The sequence below is a fragment of the Campylobacter sp. LMG 17559 genome, assembly GCF_024723605.1.
Lineage (GTDB): Bacteria > Campylobacterota > Campylobacteria > Campylobacterales > Campylobacteraceae > Campylobacter_D.
Map to the genome: position 1 here is coordinate 25796 of NZ_JANQCZ010000004.1, position 15554 is coordinate 41349.

Below are 15554 nucleotides of genomic sequence, written 5' to 3' on the forward strand. Positions count from 1 at the left end.
GAAAATAAATGCAAGAAAATCAAAACTATGGCGCAGGAAATATTAAAGTTTTAAAAGGCTTAGAAGCTGTTAGAAAACGCCCTGGTATGTATATAGGTGATACCAATATAGGCGGTCTTCATCATATGATTTATGAAGTAGTGGATAATTCTATTGATGAAGCTATGGCAGGTTTTTGTGATACGATTAATGTAGAAATTACTACAGAAGGCTCTTGTATAGTAAGTGATAATGGTAGAGGAATTCCTGTGGGAATTCATCCTACTGAAAATATACCTACTTTAACTGTAGTTTTAACCGTACTTCATGCAGGTGGAAAATTTGATAAAGATACTTATAAAGTTTCAGGTGGTTTACACGGGGTTGGTGTGAGCGTTGTAAATGCTTTATCAAAAAAATTAGTTGCTACAGTACATAGAGATGGAGAAATCTATCGCCAAGAATTTTCAGAAGGTAAAGTCACAAGCAATTTTGAAACCATAGGTAAAAGTAAAAAAACAGGAACAATCATAGAATTTTGGCCAGATGATCAAATTTTTGAAGTGACTGATTTTGATTATGAAATTTTAGCTAAAAGATTTCGTGAACTTGCATATTTAAATCCAAAAATTACTATAAATTTTAAAGATAACCGCGTAGGAAAAGCAGAAAGTTTTCATTTTGAAGGTGGTATAAGCCAGTTTGTTACAGATTTAAATAAAAAACAAGCTTTAACTAAAGCCATATTTTTCAATGTAGATGAAGAAGATGTAAATGTTGAAGTAGCATTGCTTTATAATGATAGTTACAGTGAAAATTTACTTTCTTTTGTAAATAATATCAAAACTCCAGATGGTGGAACGCACGAAGCAGGTTTTAGAATGGGCTTAACTCGTGTTATAAGTAATTACATTGAAGCAAATGCTAGTGCTAGAGAGAAAGACTCTAAAATCACAGGTGATGATGTAAGAGAAGGTTTAATAGCAGTTGTAAGTGTAAAAGTGCCTGAGCCACAATTTGAAGGACAAACTAAAGGAAAATTAGGTTCAAGTTATGTTAGACCTATAGTTTCTAAGGCTTCTTTTGAGTATTTGACAAAATATTTTGAAGAAAATCCTATCGAAGCAAAAGCTATCATGAATAAAGCCTTAATGGCAGCTCGTGGTAGAGAAGCAGCTAAAAAAGCTAGAGAGCTAACAAGAAAAAAAGAAAGTTCAAGTGTAGGAACTTTACCAGGAAAATTAGCTGATTGTCAAAGTAAAGATCCAAGTGAAAGTGAAATTTACTTAGTTGAGGGTGATAGTGCGGGAGGTTCTGCAAAACAAGGTAGAGAAAGAACTTTCCAAGCGATTTTACCTTTAAGAGGTAAAATACTCAATGTTGAAAAAGCAAGACTAGATAAAATTTTAAAAAGCGAACAAATTCAAAATATGATCACAGCTTTTGGTTGTGGGATCGGTGATGAGTTTGATATAGAAAAACTAAGATATCATAAAATCATCATCATGACCGATGCTGATGTGGATGGTTCTCATATACAAACTTTGCTTTTGACATTTTTCTTCCGCTTTATGAATGATCTTGTAACAAATGGACATATTTATTTAGCTCAACCACCTTTATATCGCTATAAAAAAGGACAGAAAAAAGAAATTTATCTAAAAGATGAAAAAGCTTTAAATGATTATTTGATCGAAACAGGTATAGAGAGTTCTACTTATGAGGGTATAGGATTAAATGATTTAAAAGATTTTCTAAAAATCGTTGCAGCTTATAGAAGTGTTTTAAAAGAATTAGAAAAAAGATTTAATGTAATTTCAGTGATTAGGTATTTGATAGAAAATCCTGATTTGATAAAAGCTTCTAATGAAGAATTATTTAAAGTTATAAAAGAATTTTTAGAAAAACAAAGTCACAATATCTTAAATTCATACATTAATGAAAATGAAATTCGTGTTTATGTGCAAACTGAAAATGGTTTAGAAGAGCTTATCATTAATGATGATTTATTTGCTAATCCTTTATATGAAGAGGCAAATTATATTTATCAAAAAATCAAAGATAGAGATTTAAAATTTGATAAAGATATTTTAGAAATTTTAGATGAAGTTGAAAAAAATGCTAAAAAAGGTGCTTATATACAACGCTATAAAGGTCTTGGTGAGATGAATCCTGAACAACTTTGGGAAACAACTATGGATCCAAGTAATCGTCGTTTGTTAAAGATCACCATAGAAGATGCTCAAAGAGCAAATGATACTTTCAACCTTTTCATGGGTGATGATGTAGAACCACGCCGTGAGTACATACAAGCTCATGCTAAAGATGTTAAACATTTGGATGTTTGATTTTTAAAATGAAAACTTTTTTACAAAATATTCCAAAAGTAGAATTACACTTACACATTGAAGGCTCATTAGAGCCTAAAATGATGTTTGAATTAGCTAAAAGAAATAACATTGTTTTAAAATATAAAAGTGAAGATGAGATAAAAAAAGCTTATGATTTTTCAAATTTGCAAGATTTTTTAGATATATATTATCAAGGTGCAAATGTCTTACAAACCAAGCAAGATTTTTATGATTTAACCTTTGCTTATATGAAAAAATGTAAAGAGCAAAATGTAGTTCATACCGAAATTTTTTTCGATCCTCAAACTCATACTGCTAGAAATATACCTTTAAAAGATGTTATAGAAGGTATTTGGCAAGCTTTACAAAAAGCAAAAGAAGAATTTGGAATTTCAAGTTTTTTAATCGCTTGTATTTTAAGGCATTTAAGTGAGGATGAGGGTTTAAAAACTTTAGATGAGCTTTGTTTATATAAAGATAAAATCAAAGCCATAGGACTTGATAGTTCCGAAATCAATAATCCTCCTTTTAAATTTAAAAATTTATTTCAAAAAGCTAAAGAAGAAGGTTTTTTGTTAGTTATGCATGCGGGTGAAGAAGGAAGTAGTGAGTATATCAAACAAGCTTTAGAGCTTGGTGTAAGTAGAATAGATCATGGTGTAAGATGTGAAGAAGATTTAGAGCTTGTAAAACAATTAGCAAAAAGTCAAATTCCACTAACAATGTGTCCTTTATCAAATATAAAATTAAAAGTTTTTCAAAATATGCAAGAACATAATATTTTAAAACTTTTAAAACAAAATCTTTGTGTTTGTGTAAATTCAGATGATCCTGCGTATTTTGGTGGATATATCTTAGAAAATTTTATAGCCTTAGATGAAACTTTTAAGCTTAGTAAAGATGAGGTTAAAAAACTTTGTATTAATGCTGTAAATGCTTCTTTTTTACAAGAAAATGAAAAAGAAAATTTAAGAAAGCTAATTTTTAATTTTCAAGAATGATTTTTTTAATTAGCGGAGAAAGTCATACAGGTAAGACCTTGCTTGCTCAAAAACTTCTTGAAAAATTTTCTTATCCTTATTTGAGTTTAGATCATCTAAAAATGGGTTTGATTAAAGGAATGAAAGATTTTCCTTTTAAAGTAGATGAGGATGAAAAAATAGCTGAGTTTTTATTTCCTATTGTAGATGGTATAATTCAAACTTGTATAGAAAATAAACAAAATTTAATCATTGAGGGAATTTATCTTACTCCTAAAAGAGTTCAAAAATTTAAAAATAATTCTTTAATAAAGATATTTTATATTATTTTTTCAAAAGAATATATCCTACAAAATTATAAATTAATATATCAAAAGAAAATATTATAGAAACTCGTTTAACCAGTGAAAAAGAAAATATAAATATTTTAATATCAAATCATCAGTATTTAAAATCACAATGTGAAAATTTTAATTTACCTTTTTTAGAAATCAAAAAAGACTATGAAATTGAAATTCAAAAAGCTTTTGAAATTTTTGTATAATTTTAATTTTAAATAGGAGAAATTGTATGAGATATGGTGAAAAAGAAATCAAAGAATTTGATGTTGAAAATATGGAAGTTTGGCCAAATGATGCTAAAAATGATTATGTGATTAAAATTACTTTGCCTGAATTTATGTGTTGTTGTCCACGTAGCGGGTATCCTGATTTTGCTACGATTTACTTAGAATACATTCCAAATAAATTAGTAGTAGAACTTAAAGCAATCAAACTTTATATCAATACTTTTATGTATAGAAATGTTTCACATGAAGCAAGTATTAATGAAATTTACAATACTTTAAAAGAAAAACTTGATCCAAAATGGATAAAAGTAGTAGGTGATTTTAACCCTCGTGGTAATGTGCATACTGTGATTGAATGCAGATCTGACTTAGTAGTGCCACAAAATTAAATTTTTATTAAAAATAAAAGGATATATTAAGTCTTATTTTAAAGGAGGAAAATATGAAATTAAAATTATTTAGTTTAGTTGCAAGTGTTGCTTTGGTTTCAAATTTAGCTTTAGCAGATGAAAATTCAGGTTTACTTTTAGGTATTGATGCGGGATGGTTTCATACTAAGGTAAAATCTGATCTTGATCATAGTAAAACAAAAAATATTAAATATAACGGTGATTTAGAAGGTGATGTTCCTGTTTTTGGTTTAAGAGTTGGTTATCGTTTTAGTGAAAATCATAGACTTTATGGTGCTTATAATTACTCAAGTGAATTTAGTGATGTAATCAATACTACAAGATTAAAAATTGATGGAGAATTTACCACACATAAGTTTTTACTTGGTTATGATTTTACTCCAAAAATTTTTGAAAAAACAAGAGCAGTTTTAGGTGTATATGGTGGTTATGCAAGAACGGATATGACTTTAAAAACAAGCTTTTTATCTTTATCTCAAGACTTTGATGGTTATACGTATGGGGCAAAAATCGGTGCTTTATATGAGTTAAATCAAGCAAATGAAATTGAGTTTGGTTTTAAAGCTGAGCAAACTCATTACAATACAAGAAATTTTTATCAAAATATGGTAGGTTCAAACTTTTATGATCCTAAACAAACAAATTATGGTTTATATCTAGGATATACTTATAAATTTTAAGGAGAATATATGCCAAAAGATGCAAATGGAACTGAGCTTAATGCAGGTGATAGTGTAAGTGTTGTGAAAGATTTAAAGGTTAAAGGTGCAAGCACTACTTTAAAGCGTGGCACGACTATAAAAAATATTAAACTTACAAACAAAGACACTGAAATTGAAGCTAAAGTAGATAAATTTGGTGTGATTGTTTTAAAAACTGAATTTCTTAAAAAAATATAGTAAAAATTCCCAATCAATCTTGGGAATTTTCTTCTTGATAAACACAATGTTTAAAAATAAATTGATGTTCCTCAGGCAAATTTTCAAATAAAGCATTTGCGAGTTGTCTTATCTCCCAAAGAGCTGATTTTGAGCTTCTTAGAGTAATAAAATTTTGCAAACTTCTTGCATTAATCGTTAAAGTTAATTCTGTTTTATAGCTTTCTGGTAAGCAGTATTTTGCTATGTCTAAACTAATGCTATTTTGCAAAATCAAACGCAAATTTTCTAAAGCTTTAATACTTGCATTATCTACTACTTCATTTCCAGTTAATACCAAGTATCTTTTAGCATTTTCAAAGTCATTTTCTTTAAATTCACTTTCATTTCTTAGTTCTTTTAAAGTATATCTTGTGCTTTTTACACTAGGACTAGTATGGCGGTGTCTTGCAACTTCTTGTAAGCATGCTCTTGAAATACCTTGTATATAAAAAGTATAGTTTAAATGCTCTAAGGTTGAAGCATGTTTGAATTTATTTCCCACACGATCTATTAATTCTTTATCTTTTTCGCCACCACAATCGCCTTTGTCAAAACTTTGCCAACATGTTCTTGTCGCATGAGAGCATACAGAAAGTGGAGTATGGTTTAATAATGTGATTTTCATCGAAAAATTCCTTCAAAAATAATTGAATTTTACACAAATGTTTATAAAAATAAAATTTTTTATTCGTTATAATTTCAAAAAAAGAAATTAAGGTTATTTTATGAAATTAAAACAAACTAAGTATATTTTTGTAACCGGTGGTGTTTTAAGCTCATTAGGAAAAGGTATAGCAGCGGCTTCTATAGCTACGATTTTAAAAAATTCAGGTTTAAAAGTAAGTATTTTAAAAGCAGATCCTTATATCAATGTAGATCCTGGTACGATGAGTCCTTTAGAGCATGGAGAAGTGTTTGTTACAGATGATGGAGCTGAGACAGATCTAGACTTAGGACATTATGAGAGATTTTTAAATGAGAGCTTATCTCAGGATAATAACTTCACAACAGGTAGAGTTTATCAAAGTGTTATAGAAAAAGAAAGAAGAGGAGATTACTTAGGAAAAACTATACAAGTAATCCCTCATATAGTTGATGAGATAAAAGATCGCATTAAAAAGGCTGGAGTTGATAAAGATATTTTAATCGTTGAAATAGGCGGCACAGTAGGAGATATAGAAGGTTTACCATTTTTAGAAGCCATTAGAGCTTTAAAGCTTGAAGTAGGTAAATATAATGCTATTAATATTCACTTAACTTTAGTGCCATTTATCAAAGCAGCAGGAGAACTTAAAACAAAACCAACTCAACATAGTGTGGGAGAATTACGCCGTATAGGTATAAGCCCTGATATGATTATTTGTAGAAGTGAAAAATCTTTAGATAGAGAGTTAAAAGACAAAATCGCAATTTCATGTGGAGTTGAAAAAAATTGTGTTATAGAAAGTGTGGATGCAGCTAGTATTTATCAAATTCCACTAAATTTCTTAAAACAAGATATTTTAAACTCTATTGCAAGTTTATTAGATCTTCAAAATTTAAAGCCAAATATGAATGAATGGGATTCTTTAGTAAAAAGAGTCATCGCTCCAAGTAATGAACTTAGCATTGCTTTTGTAGGAAAATATGTAGATTTAAAAGAAAGCTATAAAAGTTTAACAGAAGCCATTATCCATGCAGGTGCAGCACTTGATGCGAGAGTAAATTTAAAATGGATCGATAGTGAAAAATTAGAAAATGCAAATATCGAAGAAAGTTTTAAAGATGTAAGTGGGATTTTAGTAGCAGGTGGTTTTGGTTATCGTGGGGTAGAAGGAAAAATCAAAGCCATACAATATGCAAGAGAAAATAAAATTCCATTTTTAGGAATTTGTTTGGGTATGCAGCTTTCTTTAGTGGAATTTGCACGCAATGTTTTAAAACTTGAAGATGCAAATTCTCATGAGTTTAATCCAAATTGTAAAAATCCTATCATCTTTTTGATTGATGAATTTATTGACGCAAGTGGGGAAAAGCAAATTAGAACAAGTAAAACTCCACTTGGTGGAACTATGCGTCTTGGGGCTTATGAGTGTCATATCAAGCCAAATACACTTTTAAGTAAGGTTTATGATAATCAAAAAAGCGTAAAAGAACGCCACCGCCACCGCTATGAAGCCAATCCAAAATACAAAGAAATGTTTGAGAAAAATGGGCTTATTATAAGTGGGGAAAATGAAGGTTTAGTTGAGGCTGTGGAGCTTAAAGATCATCCATTTTTCTTAGCAGTGCAGTTTCACCCTGAATTTACTTCACGCTTAGTTAGGGTTAATCCAGCTATTTTTTCTTTTATCAAGGCATCTTTAACAAATCATGCTAAATAAAGCCAAAATAAAAGAAATTTTACACCAGCGTTTTATCAACGATACGCATGTAAAGCTTTGTGATTTACCTATGCCATCTTGTTTAAAAGATGTCTATAAGGGTGCTTTACGTATCAAAGAAGCGATTGAAAAAAATCAAAAGCTTGCTATTGTTGGGGATTATGATGTAGATGGGGTGATTTCTTGTGTGATTTTATCTGAATTTTTTGATGATATCGGATATGACTATGTGGTAAAAATTCCAAATCGTTTTAAAGATGGATATGGTCTAAATGAAGAAATCATCAATGAACTTGATGGAGTAGATTTAATCATCACTGTAGATAATGGTATAGCAGCTTTTGATGCAGCAGAGCTTTGTTTGCAAAAAGGAATTGATTTAATCATCACTGATCATCATATGCCTCCAGCTACTTTACCAAAAGCTTATGCGATCATTAATCCTAAACAACAAGATTGTGATTTTCCTGATATTGAAATTTGTGGAGCTCAAGTGGCTTGGTATTTAGTCGCTGCGATAAAAGAAGTGTGTAAGATTAATTACAATATGTGTAAATTTATAGAGCTTTTATCAATTGCAATTATCGCAGATATGATGGAGCTTAGAGATTTAAATAGAGCCTTAGTTAGAAAAGGTATAGAGTGTATTAATGATTCAAAGCGTGTGGCATTTAAAGCGATTAAGCAGTATTTTGGTAAGGATAAATTTGAACTTGATAATATCAGCTTTTTAATCGCACCTTTGATTAATAGTGCAGGAAGAATGGATGATGCGATTATTTCTTATAAATTTTTACATTCTAAAAATATTGATGAGGTTATGGGTTATTTAGAACAAATCATTACTTATAATAATAGCCGTAAAGATGAAGAACGTGAGCTTTTTAAGCAGTGTTTAGAACAAGTTGATGAAAATGATCCTGTGATTATTGTCAATGGCCAAAATTGGCATGAAGGTGTTTTGGGTATAGTTGCAAGTCGTTTGGCAAAGCATTTTAACAAACCTGCCTTTGTTTTTTCAGAATGTGAGCAAAAGGCTAAAGCTAGCGTTAGAAGTGTGGGTAGGATAGATATTTTAAATGTTATAGAACAAGCTAAAGAATTTGTTTTAAGCTATGGTGGACATAAAGGTGCAGCTGGAGTTTTAGTAGAGCTTGAAAAATTTGGTGTTTTTAAAAGTAGACTTTATGAAATTTGTCAAAATATCCCTAAAGATGATTTTTATAATACTGATGAGGTTTTGGGTAGTATTGATCCAAATGAAGTTGATTTTGAACTTTTAGAGATATTAGAATTTTTTGAGCCTTTTGGGCATAAAAATCCAAGGCCATATTTTAAATTTGATAAGCTTTTTGTAAAAAATAAAAGAAAGCTAGGTAAAGATGAAAATCATATGAAGCTTATTTTAACTCAAGGAAATAAAACTCTAGAAGCTTTATTTTTTAATTTTGACTATGAGCCAGAACTTGGAGAAAGCATTGATCTTATAGCTAGTGTTTCTAAAAATAATTTTAGAGGATTAATCACCCCACAACTTACTATAAAAGAAATTCTTAGATAATTCATTAACTTAGCTATATAGTTTATAAATTTGCTATAGTATAAGTAATATAAAGGAGTAAAATGTTAAAAAATTTTTTATTGTTAGTAGTATTTTTTAATTTTACTTTTGCTTTTGATACAAAAATTTTTATAGGCGATACTTATATACCTGAAGATTTTTATAAGTACGATAAAGACTTTAAAACTGCAGCTAGAAAGTACAATATACCGACGGCTTTACTCAAAGCCATAGCTTTAACAGAAAATGCAGCTTATAAGCATAATATCACTAGCAAAAATAAAAATCAAACAAGAGATTATGGCTTAATGCAAATCAATAGCATTCATTTAAAACGCTATGGGATTAGTGAGAGTGAGATTGTAAAAGCTAGTGTAAATATTGACATAGCAGCGAGATTACTTCATGAGATTATACAAAAACATGGCTTTAGTTGGAATGCTATTGGAAGGTATCATTCAGCAAATGACAAATATAAAAATATTTGGCTTGATAAAGTGATGAAAAATTTAGTTGCTATAGTTTTAAAAGATAGTAAAGATCTTTTTATAATGGAAAAATTCAGAGCTTTTAAACTTGCTTCTCTTTTGATAAATGTGGATAAAAAACAATATAGAATTTTATTAGCAAGTAATAATTAAAACAAGAAATTATAAATTTTCTTGTTTTAAAGCTTCTGCTTGGTAATAAGCGATTAATGGCTCGATGATCTCATCAAAAAGACCACCTTCCAAAATCGCATCAAGTCTATATAAAGTAAGATTTATTCTATGATCGCTAATTCTATTTTGAGGGAAATTATAAGTGCGTATGCGCTCACTTCTATCGCCACTTCCAACTTGTGATTTTCTTGCCTCGCTTTCTTTAGCTAAGCGTTCTTGTTCTTGCATTTCAAAAAGTCTTGCTTTTAAGACTTTCATAGCACTTTCTTTGTTTTTATGCTGGCTTTTACCATCTTGATTTACTACAACTATACCTGTTGGAATATGAGTAATTCTTACAGCACTATCTGTGGTATTAACACTTTGTCCACCATGACCGCTACTACGCATTACATCGATTTTTAAATCATTTGGATTGATTTGAATTTCAACATCATCAACTTCTGGCATAATAGCCACTGTAATAGCTGAAGTATGAACTCTACCTTGAGATTCTGTTTCAGGTACTCTTTGAACTCTGTGCGTTCCACCTTCGTATTTTAATCTTGAATAAGCTCCATTTCCTTTGATGAGAATGATAATTTCTTTAAATCCCCCTACACTACCCTCGCTAGAACTTACGATTTCGTATTTGTAATCACGATTTTCAGCATAGCGTATGTAGGCTTTTACTAAGTCTCCAACAAATAAAGAAGCTTCATCTCCTCCTGTTCCAGCACGAATTTCTAAAAATATATTTTTATCATCGTTTGGATCTTTAGGCAATAAAAGAATTTTTAATTCTTCTTCAAGTTGTGGCTTTAAGACTTCGAGATTTTTAAGCTCTTCTTTTGCAAGCTCCCCTAGTTCTGCATCAGATAAAAGAATTTTATTTTCTTCGATTTCATCTAAAGTTTTAAGGTATTCTTTTGCTTTTTCTACTATGGGTTCTAAATTCTTTTGCTCTTTAGATAGAGCTGTCATTTTAGAAATATCATTAGAGATATTAACATCGCTAAGAAGAGTATTTAACTCATCAAAGCGTGCTAAAAAAGGTTTGAGTTTATCAGCTAACATTAAAAATTATGCTAATTTATTTACCAATAATGCTAATCTACTCACACGGCGTGATGCAGTTTGTTTTTTCAAAAATCCACGGCTTACCATAGCGTGAATGCTTTTATTAGCTACTTTTAGTGCATTTTGTGCAGCTTCTTTGTCATTGTTTGCTGCTGCTTCGCGAACCGCTTTTGTAATGTTTTTTAATCTTGTTCTATAAAATCTATTTCTTTCAGTTCTTTTGATAGTTTGTCTTGCTCTTTTTTCAGCAGATTTATGGTTTGCCATAATTTTCCTTTTTTATATAAATTAAATTGCTAATTATACAAGATTAAAATTAAAATTTAATTAATTTAAGTAATTTTAAAGTATCAATTAATCATATTCATGGCTTTTACTATGCAAGATTTTTGATCTTGACATTGATTTTCTAATTTTTCCGCAAGAGTTTCTTCATGTGTGACTGCAATAAAAACCATAATTACACTAAAAAGAGTAGTTAGAATTTTCATTAATTTTTCCTTTTTTAAATATTTTGAAAAATTATAAAAATTCTTTGTGGAAATAATGTGAATTTAATATTTTATATTATTTGTCTTTAAAAAATCGCGTAGTTTTTCGTACTCACCATTTTCCAAATAACGATATTTTCCTGCTTTTAACATACCAAGATCTAATGCTCCAAAAGCTACTCTTTTAAGATCCATCACTTCTAAATCAAAATGCCCAAAAAAGCGTCTTAGTTCTCTATTTTTACCTTCATTAATGATTACTTTTAGCTTCGTATAGCCACCACTTGAGCCAAAAATTTCAAAGCCTAAAAATGGAGCAAAACTCATTGAGGTTATTTTGGTTTTAGCATGAGCCCCTTTTTTTTCATTTTGAATTTCTAAGCCATTTTGCATAGCTTCGATAACATTTTTATCTATATTACCTTTTACTTTTAAGTAATATTCTCTTTCTAAATCACTATGCATAAGCGCATGGGCTATCACAGGTGAATCAGTTAACAAAAGCAATCCCTCGCTTGCAAAGTCAAGCCTTCCTACACTAAGCCAAGTGCTAAATTGTTTTGGTAAAGTATGATAGATGGTTTTTCTACCTCTATCATCTTTTTTACTAACTATTTCACCTTTTTGTTTGTGATAAATAATGACTGAAAATTGTGTTTTTTTATGGAGTTTTTTACCATTGATAAAAACTTTATCTTCAGCATTTACGCTATCACTTAGTAAGGCTGTTTTTTTATTGATTTTTACTAAGCCTTGCTTGATTAGCTCATCAGCCTCACGGCGAGAATATTTGCTATTATGTGAGATGAATTTATTAATTCTCATAATTTTTCTTTACATCACAAAAATAGTTGGTACTATGGTTGGATATTTTTTGATTTTTCTAAAAATATGTTTTCTTAGTACTTGTCTAATTTGAGCTTCTAAAACTTTTGGATTATCTAAAATTTCATCTTTTACATTTGGGAAAAATTGACTTAAAACATCACTCATTTCTTTTGAGAATGCTCCATCTTGTTTATCAGCTACCAAGCCATAACTAAATACTCTTGGTTTATTAATCAGTGTTTTACTTGCTTTGTCAAGCTGGGCGATGATGACAACTATACCACTATCTGCTAGTTTTTGTCTATCAATTACCACATCATCTGCGATTTGTTTGTTGATTTGATTATCTACAAAGACTTTTCCTGTTTTAACTGTTTTTACGCGTTTGATGTATTTTTGGCAAAGCTCTACTTGATCCCCATCACTCATTAAGTAGATATTTCTTTCAGGTATGCCACATTTTAGAGCAGTTTCTTTGTGTTTATTGATATGATTATACTCTCCATGCACTGGTAAGAAAAATTTAGGTTTTACCAAAGTTAGCATGAGTTTTTGCTCTTCTATACTAGCATGTCCGCTTACATGAATTTCGCTAAATTCTTGATAAGCTACTTTAGCCCCTGCTTTTAAAAGAAAATCAAGCACAGCAGAAACATTTGCTTCATTACCTGGTATTGCTTTAGCTGAAATGATGATTTGATCGCTTGGTTTTATTTTGATGAATTTATGTTCATCAGTTGCCATTCTATATAAAGCGCTCATAGTCTCACCTTGACTTCCTGTGGTGACAATTAGCACTTCGTTGTCTTTGTATTTGCTTACTTCATCAGCATCAATGAAAATTTTTCTATCAAGCTTGATATAGCCAAGTTCCATAGTGGTATAGAGATTTCTTTCCATAGAACGCCCTATAACACACACTTTTCTGCCGTATTTTAAACCATAGCTAATAGCTTGATATACGCGGTGGATATTAGAACTGAAAGTGCTCATGATTACTCTACCTTTAGTTTTGGCAAAAATTTGATCAAAAGTAGGCCCTACGGAGCTTTCACTTTTTGTATAGCCTTCTTTATACGAGTTTGTACTATCGCTTAAAAGACAAAGTACACCTTCTTCGCCATAATATGCTAAACGATTTAAGTCTGTTGGATAGCCATCAATTGGTGTTTGATCTATTTTAAAATCACCAGTGTGTATGATAGTCCCTGCTTTAGTTTTTATAGCTAAAGCACAAGCATCAATAACAGAGTGTGTTATATGGATCCATTCTAAGTTAAATTCACCTATTTCATAAATTTGTCTTTTAGTTACTGGCCTAAACCATTTACGCTCAGCTTTTAAACCATGCTCTTCAAATTTATTTGAAATCATACCTAGTGCTAAAGGTGTTGCATAGATAGGAAATTGAAATTCTTTGAAAAAATATGGCACAGCACCGATATGATCTTCATGAGCATGAGTGATGATGATAGCACGAATTTTATTTTTTATCTTTCTTATATAGTCAAAATCAGGTATGATAATATCTACTCCATGCATAGTTCCATCTGGAAAACTCATACCTATATCAACAATAATCGCATCGTTATTAGTTTCAAAAACAGTGATATTTCCACCGATTTCTCCAAGCCCACCCAAAGGTGTAATGCGAATTTTATGTTCACTTGAATTATTGTGTTTTAAAGGGTGAAGTCTTAGCTCATGCATGATCTTATTAGCTTCTATGCTTTTAGCAAGTTCTATTTGCCATTCTTCATTGCCACTTAATTTAGAAGGTAAATTTCTATTTTTTTTCTTTTTCTTTTTTTCTTCACTAGCTTCAGTTTGAGTATTTTCTATTTTTGTTCCGTTTTTATTTTCACTATTTTGCTCTTGATTTTGTGAATCTTTTTTTCTTTTGTTTCTAAATTTATTAAATCTTTTAGTTTTATTTTGCTCTTGAGTTTTGTTTTCTTCGCTCATAGTCATCCTTTAAATAGTCATAAATTTTAAGGTATGAATCAACGCTAATTTCATGAGCTCTTGAGGTAGAAGAGAGATTTAGTGCTTCAAATGCTTTTAAAATTTTTTCTTTTTTATTTTTAAAATTAGATAAGAGTTGTTTTCTAGGATTTTGAAAACAAGCTCTAAGAAATTCTTTAAAAGCTTCTATATTTTCACATTTTTGCTGATAATGAGTAGTTTTTATTAACTTCATTACAGCTGAAGTAACTTTTGGTGGAGGATTAAAGCTTTGTGGTTGTATATCAAAAAGCATTTGTCTTTGGCATATCAATGCACAAAGCACCCCTAAAGCCGAAAAATTACTTTCTTTTTCATTTGCACAAAATTTCTGTACCACTTCTTTTTGCACCATTACTATAAGCCCAAGACAATTTTGATCTTCTAGGGCTTTTAAAATCAAATTTGTAGCAATATAATATGGTAAATTTGCTACCAAAAAGTACTCTTTATCGCTTAAACTTCCTTGATCAAAAGCATCACTTGCATTTTGATGAATAAGCTCAAAATTTCCACCTTCAATCTCATTTTGAAATTTTTTATTTAAAATAGGAATCAAATCTTTATCAATCTCATAAGCTCTAATATGAGCTTGTGGGATTTTCAAAAGTTCTTGCGTTAAATCACCTAAGCCAGGCCCAATCTCAACTATATTTTTAGTATCTTTGGGTATGGCTTGGATGATTTTATCTACCACGCTTTTATCACATAAAAAATTTTGCCCAAAATGTTTTTTTGCTTTTATCATAAATTTATTTTATCTAAAAAATATTAATTATAGCATTATTTTAAGCGCTAATTAGATAAAATTTGAATTATTTTTTATAAAGGTTAATTTTTGAAAAATCTTATAGTATGTGCAGGAGGAAATGAGGATTTTAAATTTGCACAAAGTATTGGTATAGGTTTGGTTAATTCTGCTTTTTCTTTAGGTAAAATTTTAAGTCAAGTAAAAGTAGATAGAGTGATTTTTATAGGTACATGTGGAATTTACCAAGAAGGAAAAATTCTAGATATTTATGAAAGTTCTAACGCAGCGAATTTAGAATACGCAGATTTATTTGATAGTTTTTATACGCCTATAGCAAATGAGATTAGATTAAATGTTTCACATGAAACTATGATTAATTCTTCAAATTATATTTGCAAAGATGAAAATATCGCCCAAGAATTTTTTAAAAAAGGCGTACATATAGAAAATATGGAAGCATACGCAGTGCTTTCTTGTGCAAAAATGCAAGGGATAGAAGGAATTTGTTATTTATGTGCGACAAATTTTTGTAATGAATTTGCACATGAGGATTTTTTAAAAAATCACCAAAAGGCAAAAGAATTATTAAAAGATTTTTTGTTAGATAAAAAACTTATATAGGAAAAA

The 15554-nt window shown here is 29.9% G+C and carries 17 protein-coding genes; 10 read left to right on the top strand and 7 right to left on the bottom strand.

Annotation, left to right across the window (positions count from 1 at the left end):
* The first annotated feature begins 8 nt into the window (after positions 1 to 8).
* The 6 genes from gyrB to CAMP5082_RS02800 all read left to right on the top strand — a co-directional run bounded on the left by gyrB (position 9) and on the right by CAMP5082_RS02800 (position 5187).
* Positions 9 to 2327 carry a DNA topoisomerase (ATP-hydrolyzing) subunit B gene (gyrB, locus tag CAMP5082_RS02775; protein WP_039627623.1) on the top strand — a complete coding sequence of 773 codons (2319 nt, stop codon included), beginning with the start codon at positions 9 to 11 and terminating at the stop codon, positions 2325 to 2327.
* An 8-nt stretch (positions 2328 to 2335) separates the two neighbouring features.
* The gene (locus CAMP5082_RS02780; protein WP_337205852.1) at positions 2336 to 3331 is read left to right on the top strand and encodes an adenosine deaminase; all 996 of its coding nucleotides are present in this window, start codon (positions 2336 to 2338) and stop codon (positions 3329 to 3331) included.
* Positions 3328 to 3699 (top strand): hypothetical protein, encoded by a 372-nt coding sequence (locus CAMP5082_RS02785; protein ID WP_337205853.1) that lies wholly within the window; start codon positions 3328 to 3330, stop codon positions 3697 to 3699. Before CAMP5082_RS02780 ends, CAMP5082_RS02785 begins: the two co-directional genes overlap by 4 nt.
* Positions 3700 to 3880: 181 nt before the next feature.
* Positions 3881 to 4267: a preQ(1) synthase gene (queF, locus tag CAMP5082_RS02790; protein ID WP_263682821.1), complete on the top strand. Its 387-nt coding sequence runs from the start codon at positions 3881 to 3883 to the stop codon at positions 4265 to 4267.
* Between the two features lie 53 nt (positions 4268 to 4320).
* Positions 4321 to 4968, top strand: a complete 648-nt coding sequence (locus tag CAMP5082_RS02795) for a porin family protein (protein WP_263679300.1) — start codon at positions 4321 to 4323, stop codon at positions 4966 to 4968.
* Between the two features lie 9 nt (positions 4969 to 4977).
* On the top strand, positions 4978 to 5187 hold the full coding sequence (locus CAMP5082_RS02800; protein WP_039617052.1) for an alkylphosphonate utilization protein: 210 nt from the start codon (positions 4978 to 4980) through the stop codon (positions 5185 to 5187).
* 13 nt (positions 5188 to 5200) lie between these two features.
* Here the strand turns inward: CAMP5082_RS02800 and thyX are convergent, their stop codons facing one another.
* Complete coding sequence (thyX, locus tag CAMP5082_RS02805; RefSeq protein WP_039617054.1) at positions 5201 to 5833, bottom strand: FAD-dependent thymidylate synthase; 633 nt, start codon at positions 5831 to 5833, stop codon at positions 5201 to 5203.
* A 100-nt stretch (positions 5834 to 5933) separates the two neighbouring features.
* Between thyX and CAMP5082_RS02810 the strand changes: the two genes are divergently transcribed.
* From CAMP5082_RS02810 to CAMP5082_RS02820, 3 genes are all read left to right on the top strand, one after another.
* Positions 5934 to 7571 (top strand): CTP synthase, encoded by a 1638-nt coding sequence (locus CAMP5082_RS02810; RefSeq protein WP_087699096.1) that lies wholly within the window; start codon positions 5934 to 5936, stop codon positions 7569 to 7571.
* Positions 7561 to 9132 (top strand): single-stranded-DNA-specific exonuclease RecJ, encoded by a 1572-nt coding sequence (recJ, locus tag CAMP5082_RS02815; RefSeq protein WP_337205854.1) that lies wholly within the window; start codon positions 7561 to 7563, stop codon positions 9130 to 9132. Before CAMP5082_RS02810 ends, recJ begins: the two co-directional genes overlap by 11 nt.
* A gap of 62 nt (positions 9133 to 9194) precedes the next feature.
* Positions 9195 to 9773 (top strand): lytic transglycosylase domain-containing protein, encoded by a 579-nt coding sequence (locus CAMP5082_RS02820; RefSeq protein ID WP_263679297.1) that lies wholly within the window; start codon positions 9195 to 9197, stop codon positions 9771 to 9773.
* Between the two features lie 9 nt (positions 9774 to 9782).
* Here CAMP5082_RS02820 and prfA read toward each other — a convergent pair whose 3' ends face one another.
* The 6 genes from prfA to rsmA all read right to left on the bottom strand — a co-directional run bounded on the left by prfA (position 9783) and on the right by rsmA (position 14924).
* Positions 9783 to 10850 (bottom strand): peptide chain release factor 1, encoded by a 1068-nt coding sequence (gene prfA, locus CAMP5082_RS02825; RefSeq protein ID WP_263708645.1) that lies wholly within the window; start codon positions 10848 to 10850, stop codon positions 9783 to 9785.
* Positions 10851 to 10856: 6 nt separating this feature from the next.
* Positions 10857 to 11120, bottom strand: a complete 264-nt coding sequence (gene rpsT / locus CAMP5082_RS02830; protein ID WP_039617063.1) for a 30S ribosomal protein S20 — start codon at positions 11118 to 11120, stop codon at positions 10857 to 10859.
* A gap of 83 nt (positions 11121 to 11203) precedes the next feature.
* Positions 11204 to 11344, bottom strand: a complete 141-nt coding sequence (locus tag CAMP5082_RS02835; RefSeq protein ID WP_257396458.1) for a hypothetical protein — start codon at positions 11342 to 11344, stop codon at positions 11204 to 11206.
* A 63-nt stretch (positions 11345 to 11407) separates the two neighbouring features.
* On the bottom strand, positions 11408 to 12169 hold the full coding sequence (locus CAMP5082_RS02840; protein WP_263724989.1) for a pseudouridine synthase: 762 nt from the start codon (positions 12167 to 12169) through the stop codon (positions 11408 to 11410).
* Between the two features lie 9 nt (positions 12170 to 12178).
* On the bottom strand, positions 12179 to 14137 hold the full coding sequence (locus tag CAMP5082_RS02845) for a ribonuclease J (RefSeq protein WP_337205855.1): 1959 nt from the start codon (positions 14135 to 14137) through the stop codon (positions 12179 to 12181).
* Complete coding sequence (gene rsmA / locus CAMP5082_RS02850) at positions 14103 to 14924, bottom strand: 16S rRNA (adenine(1518)-N(6)/adenine(1519)-N(6))-dimethyltransferase RsmA (protein ID WP_337205856.1); 822 nt, start codon at positions 14922 to 14924, stop codon at positions 14103 to 14105. The genes CAMP5082_RS02845 and rsmA overlap by 35 nt, the downstream gene beginning before the upstream one ends.
* A gap of 90 nt (positions 14925 to 15014) precedes the next feature.
* On the opposite strand from rsmA, the gene CAMP5082_RS02855 reads away from it, so the two are divergent.
* Positions 15015 to 15548: a purine-nucleoside phosphorylase gene (locus tag CAMP5082_RS02855; protein ID WP_263682832.1), complete on the top strand. Its 534-nt coding sequence runs from the start codon at positions 15015 to 15017 to the stop codon at positions 15546 to 15548.
* Positions 15549 to 15554: the final 6 nt, after the last annotated feature.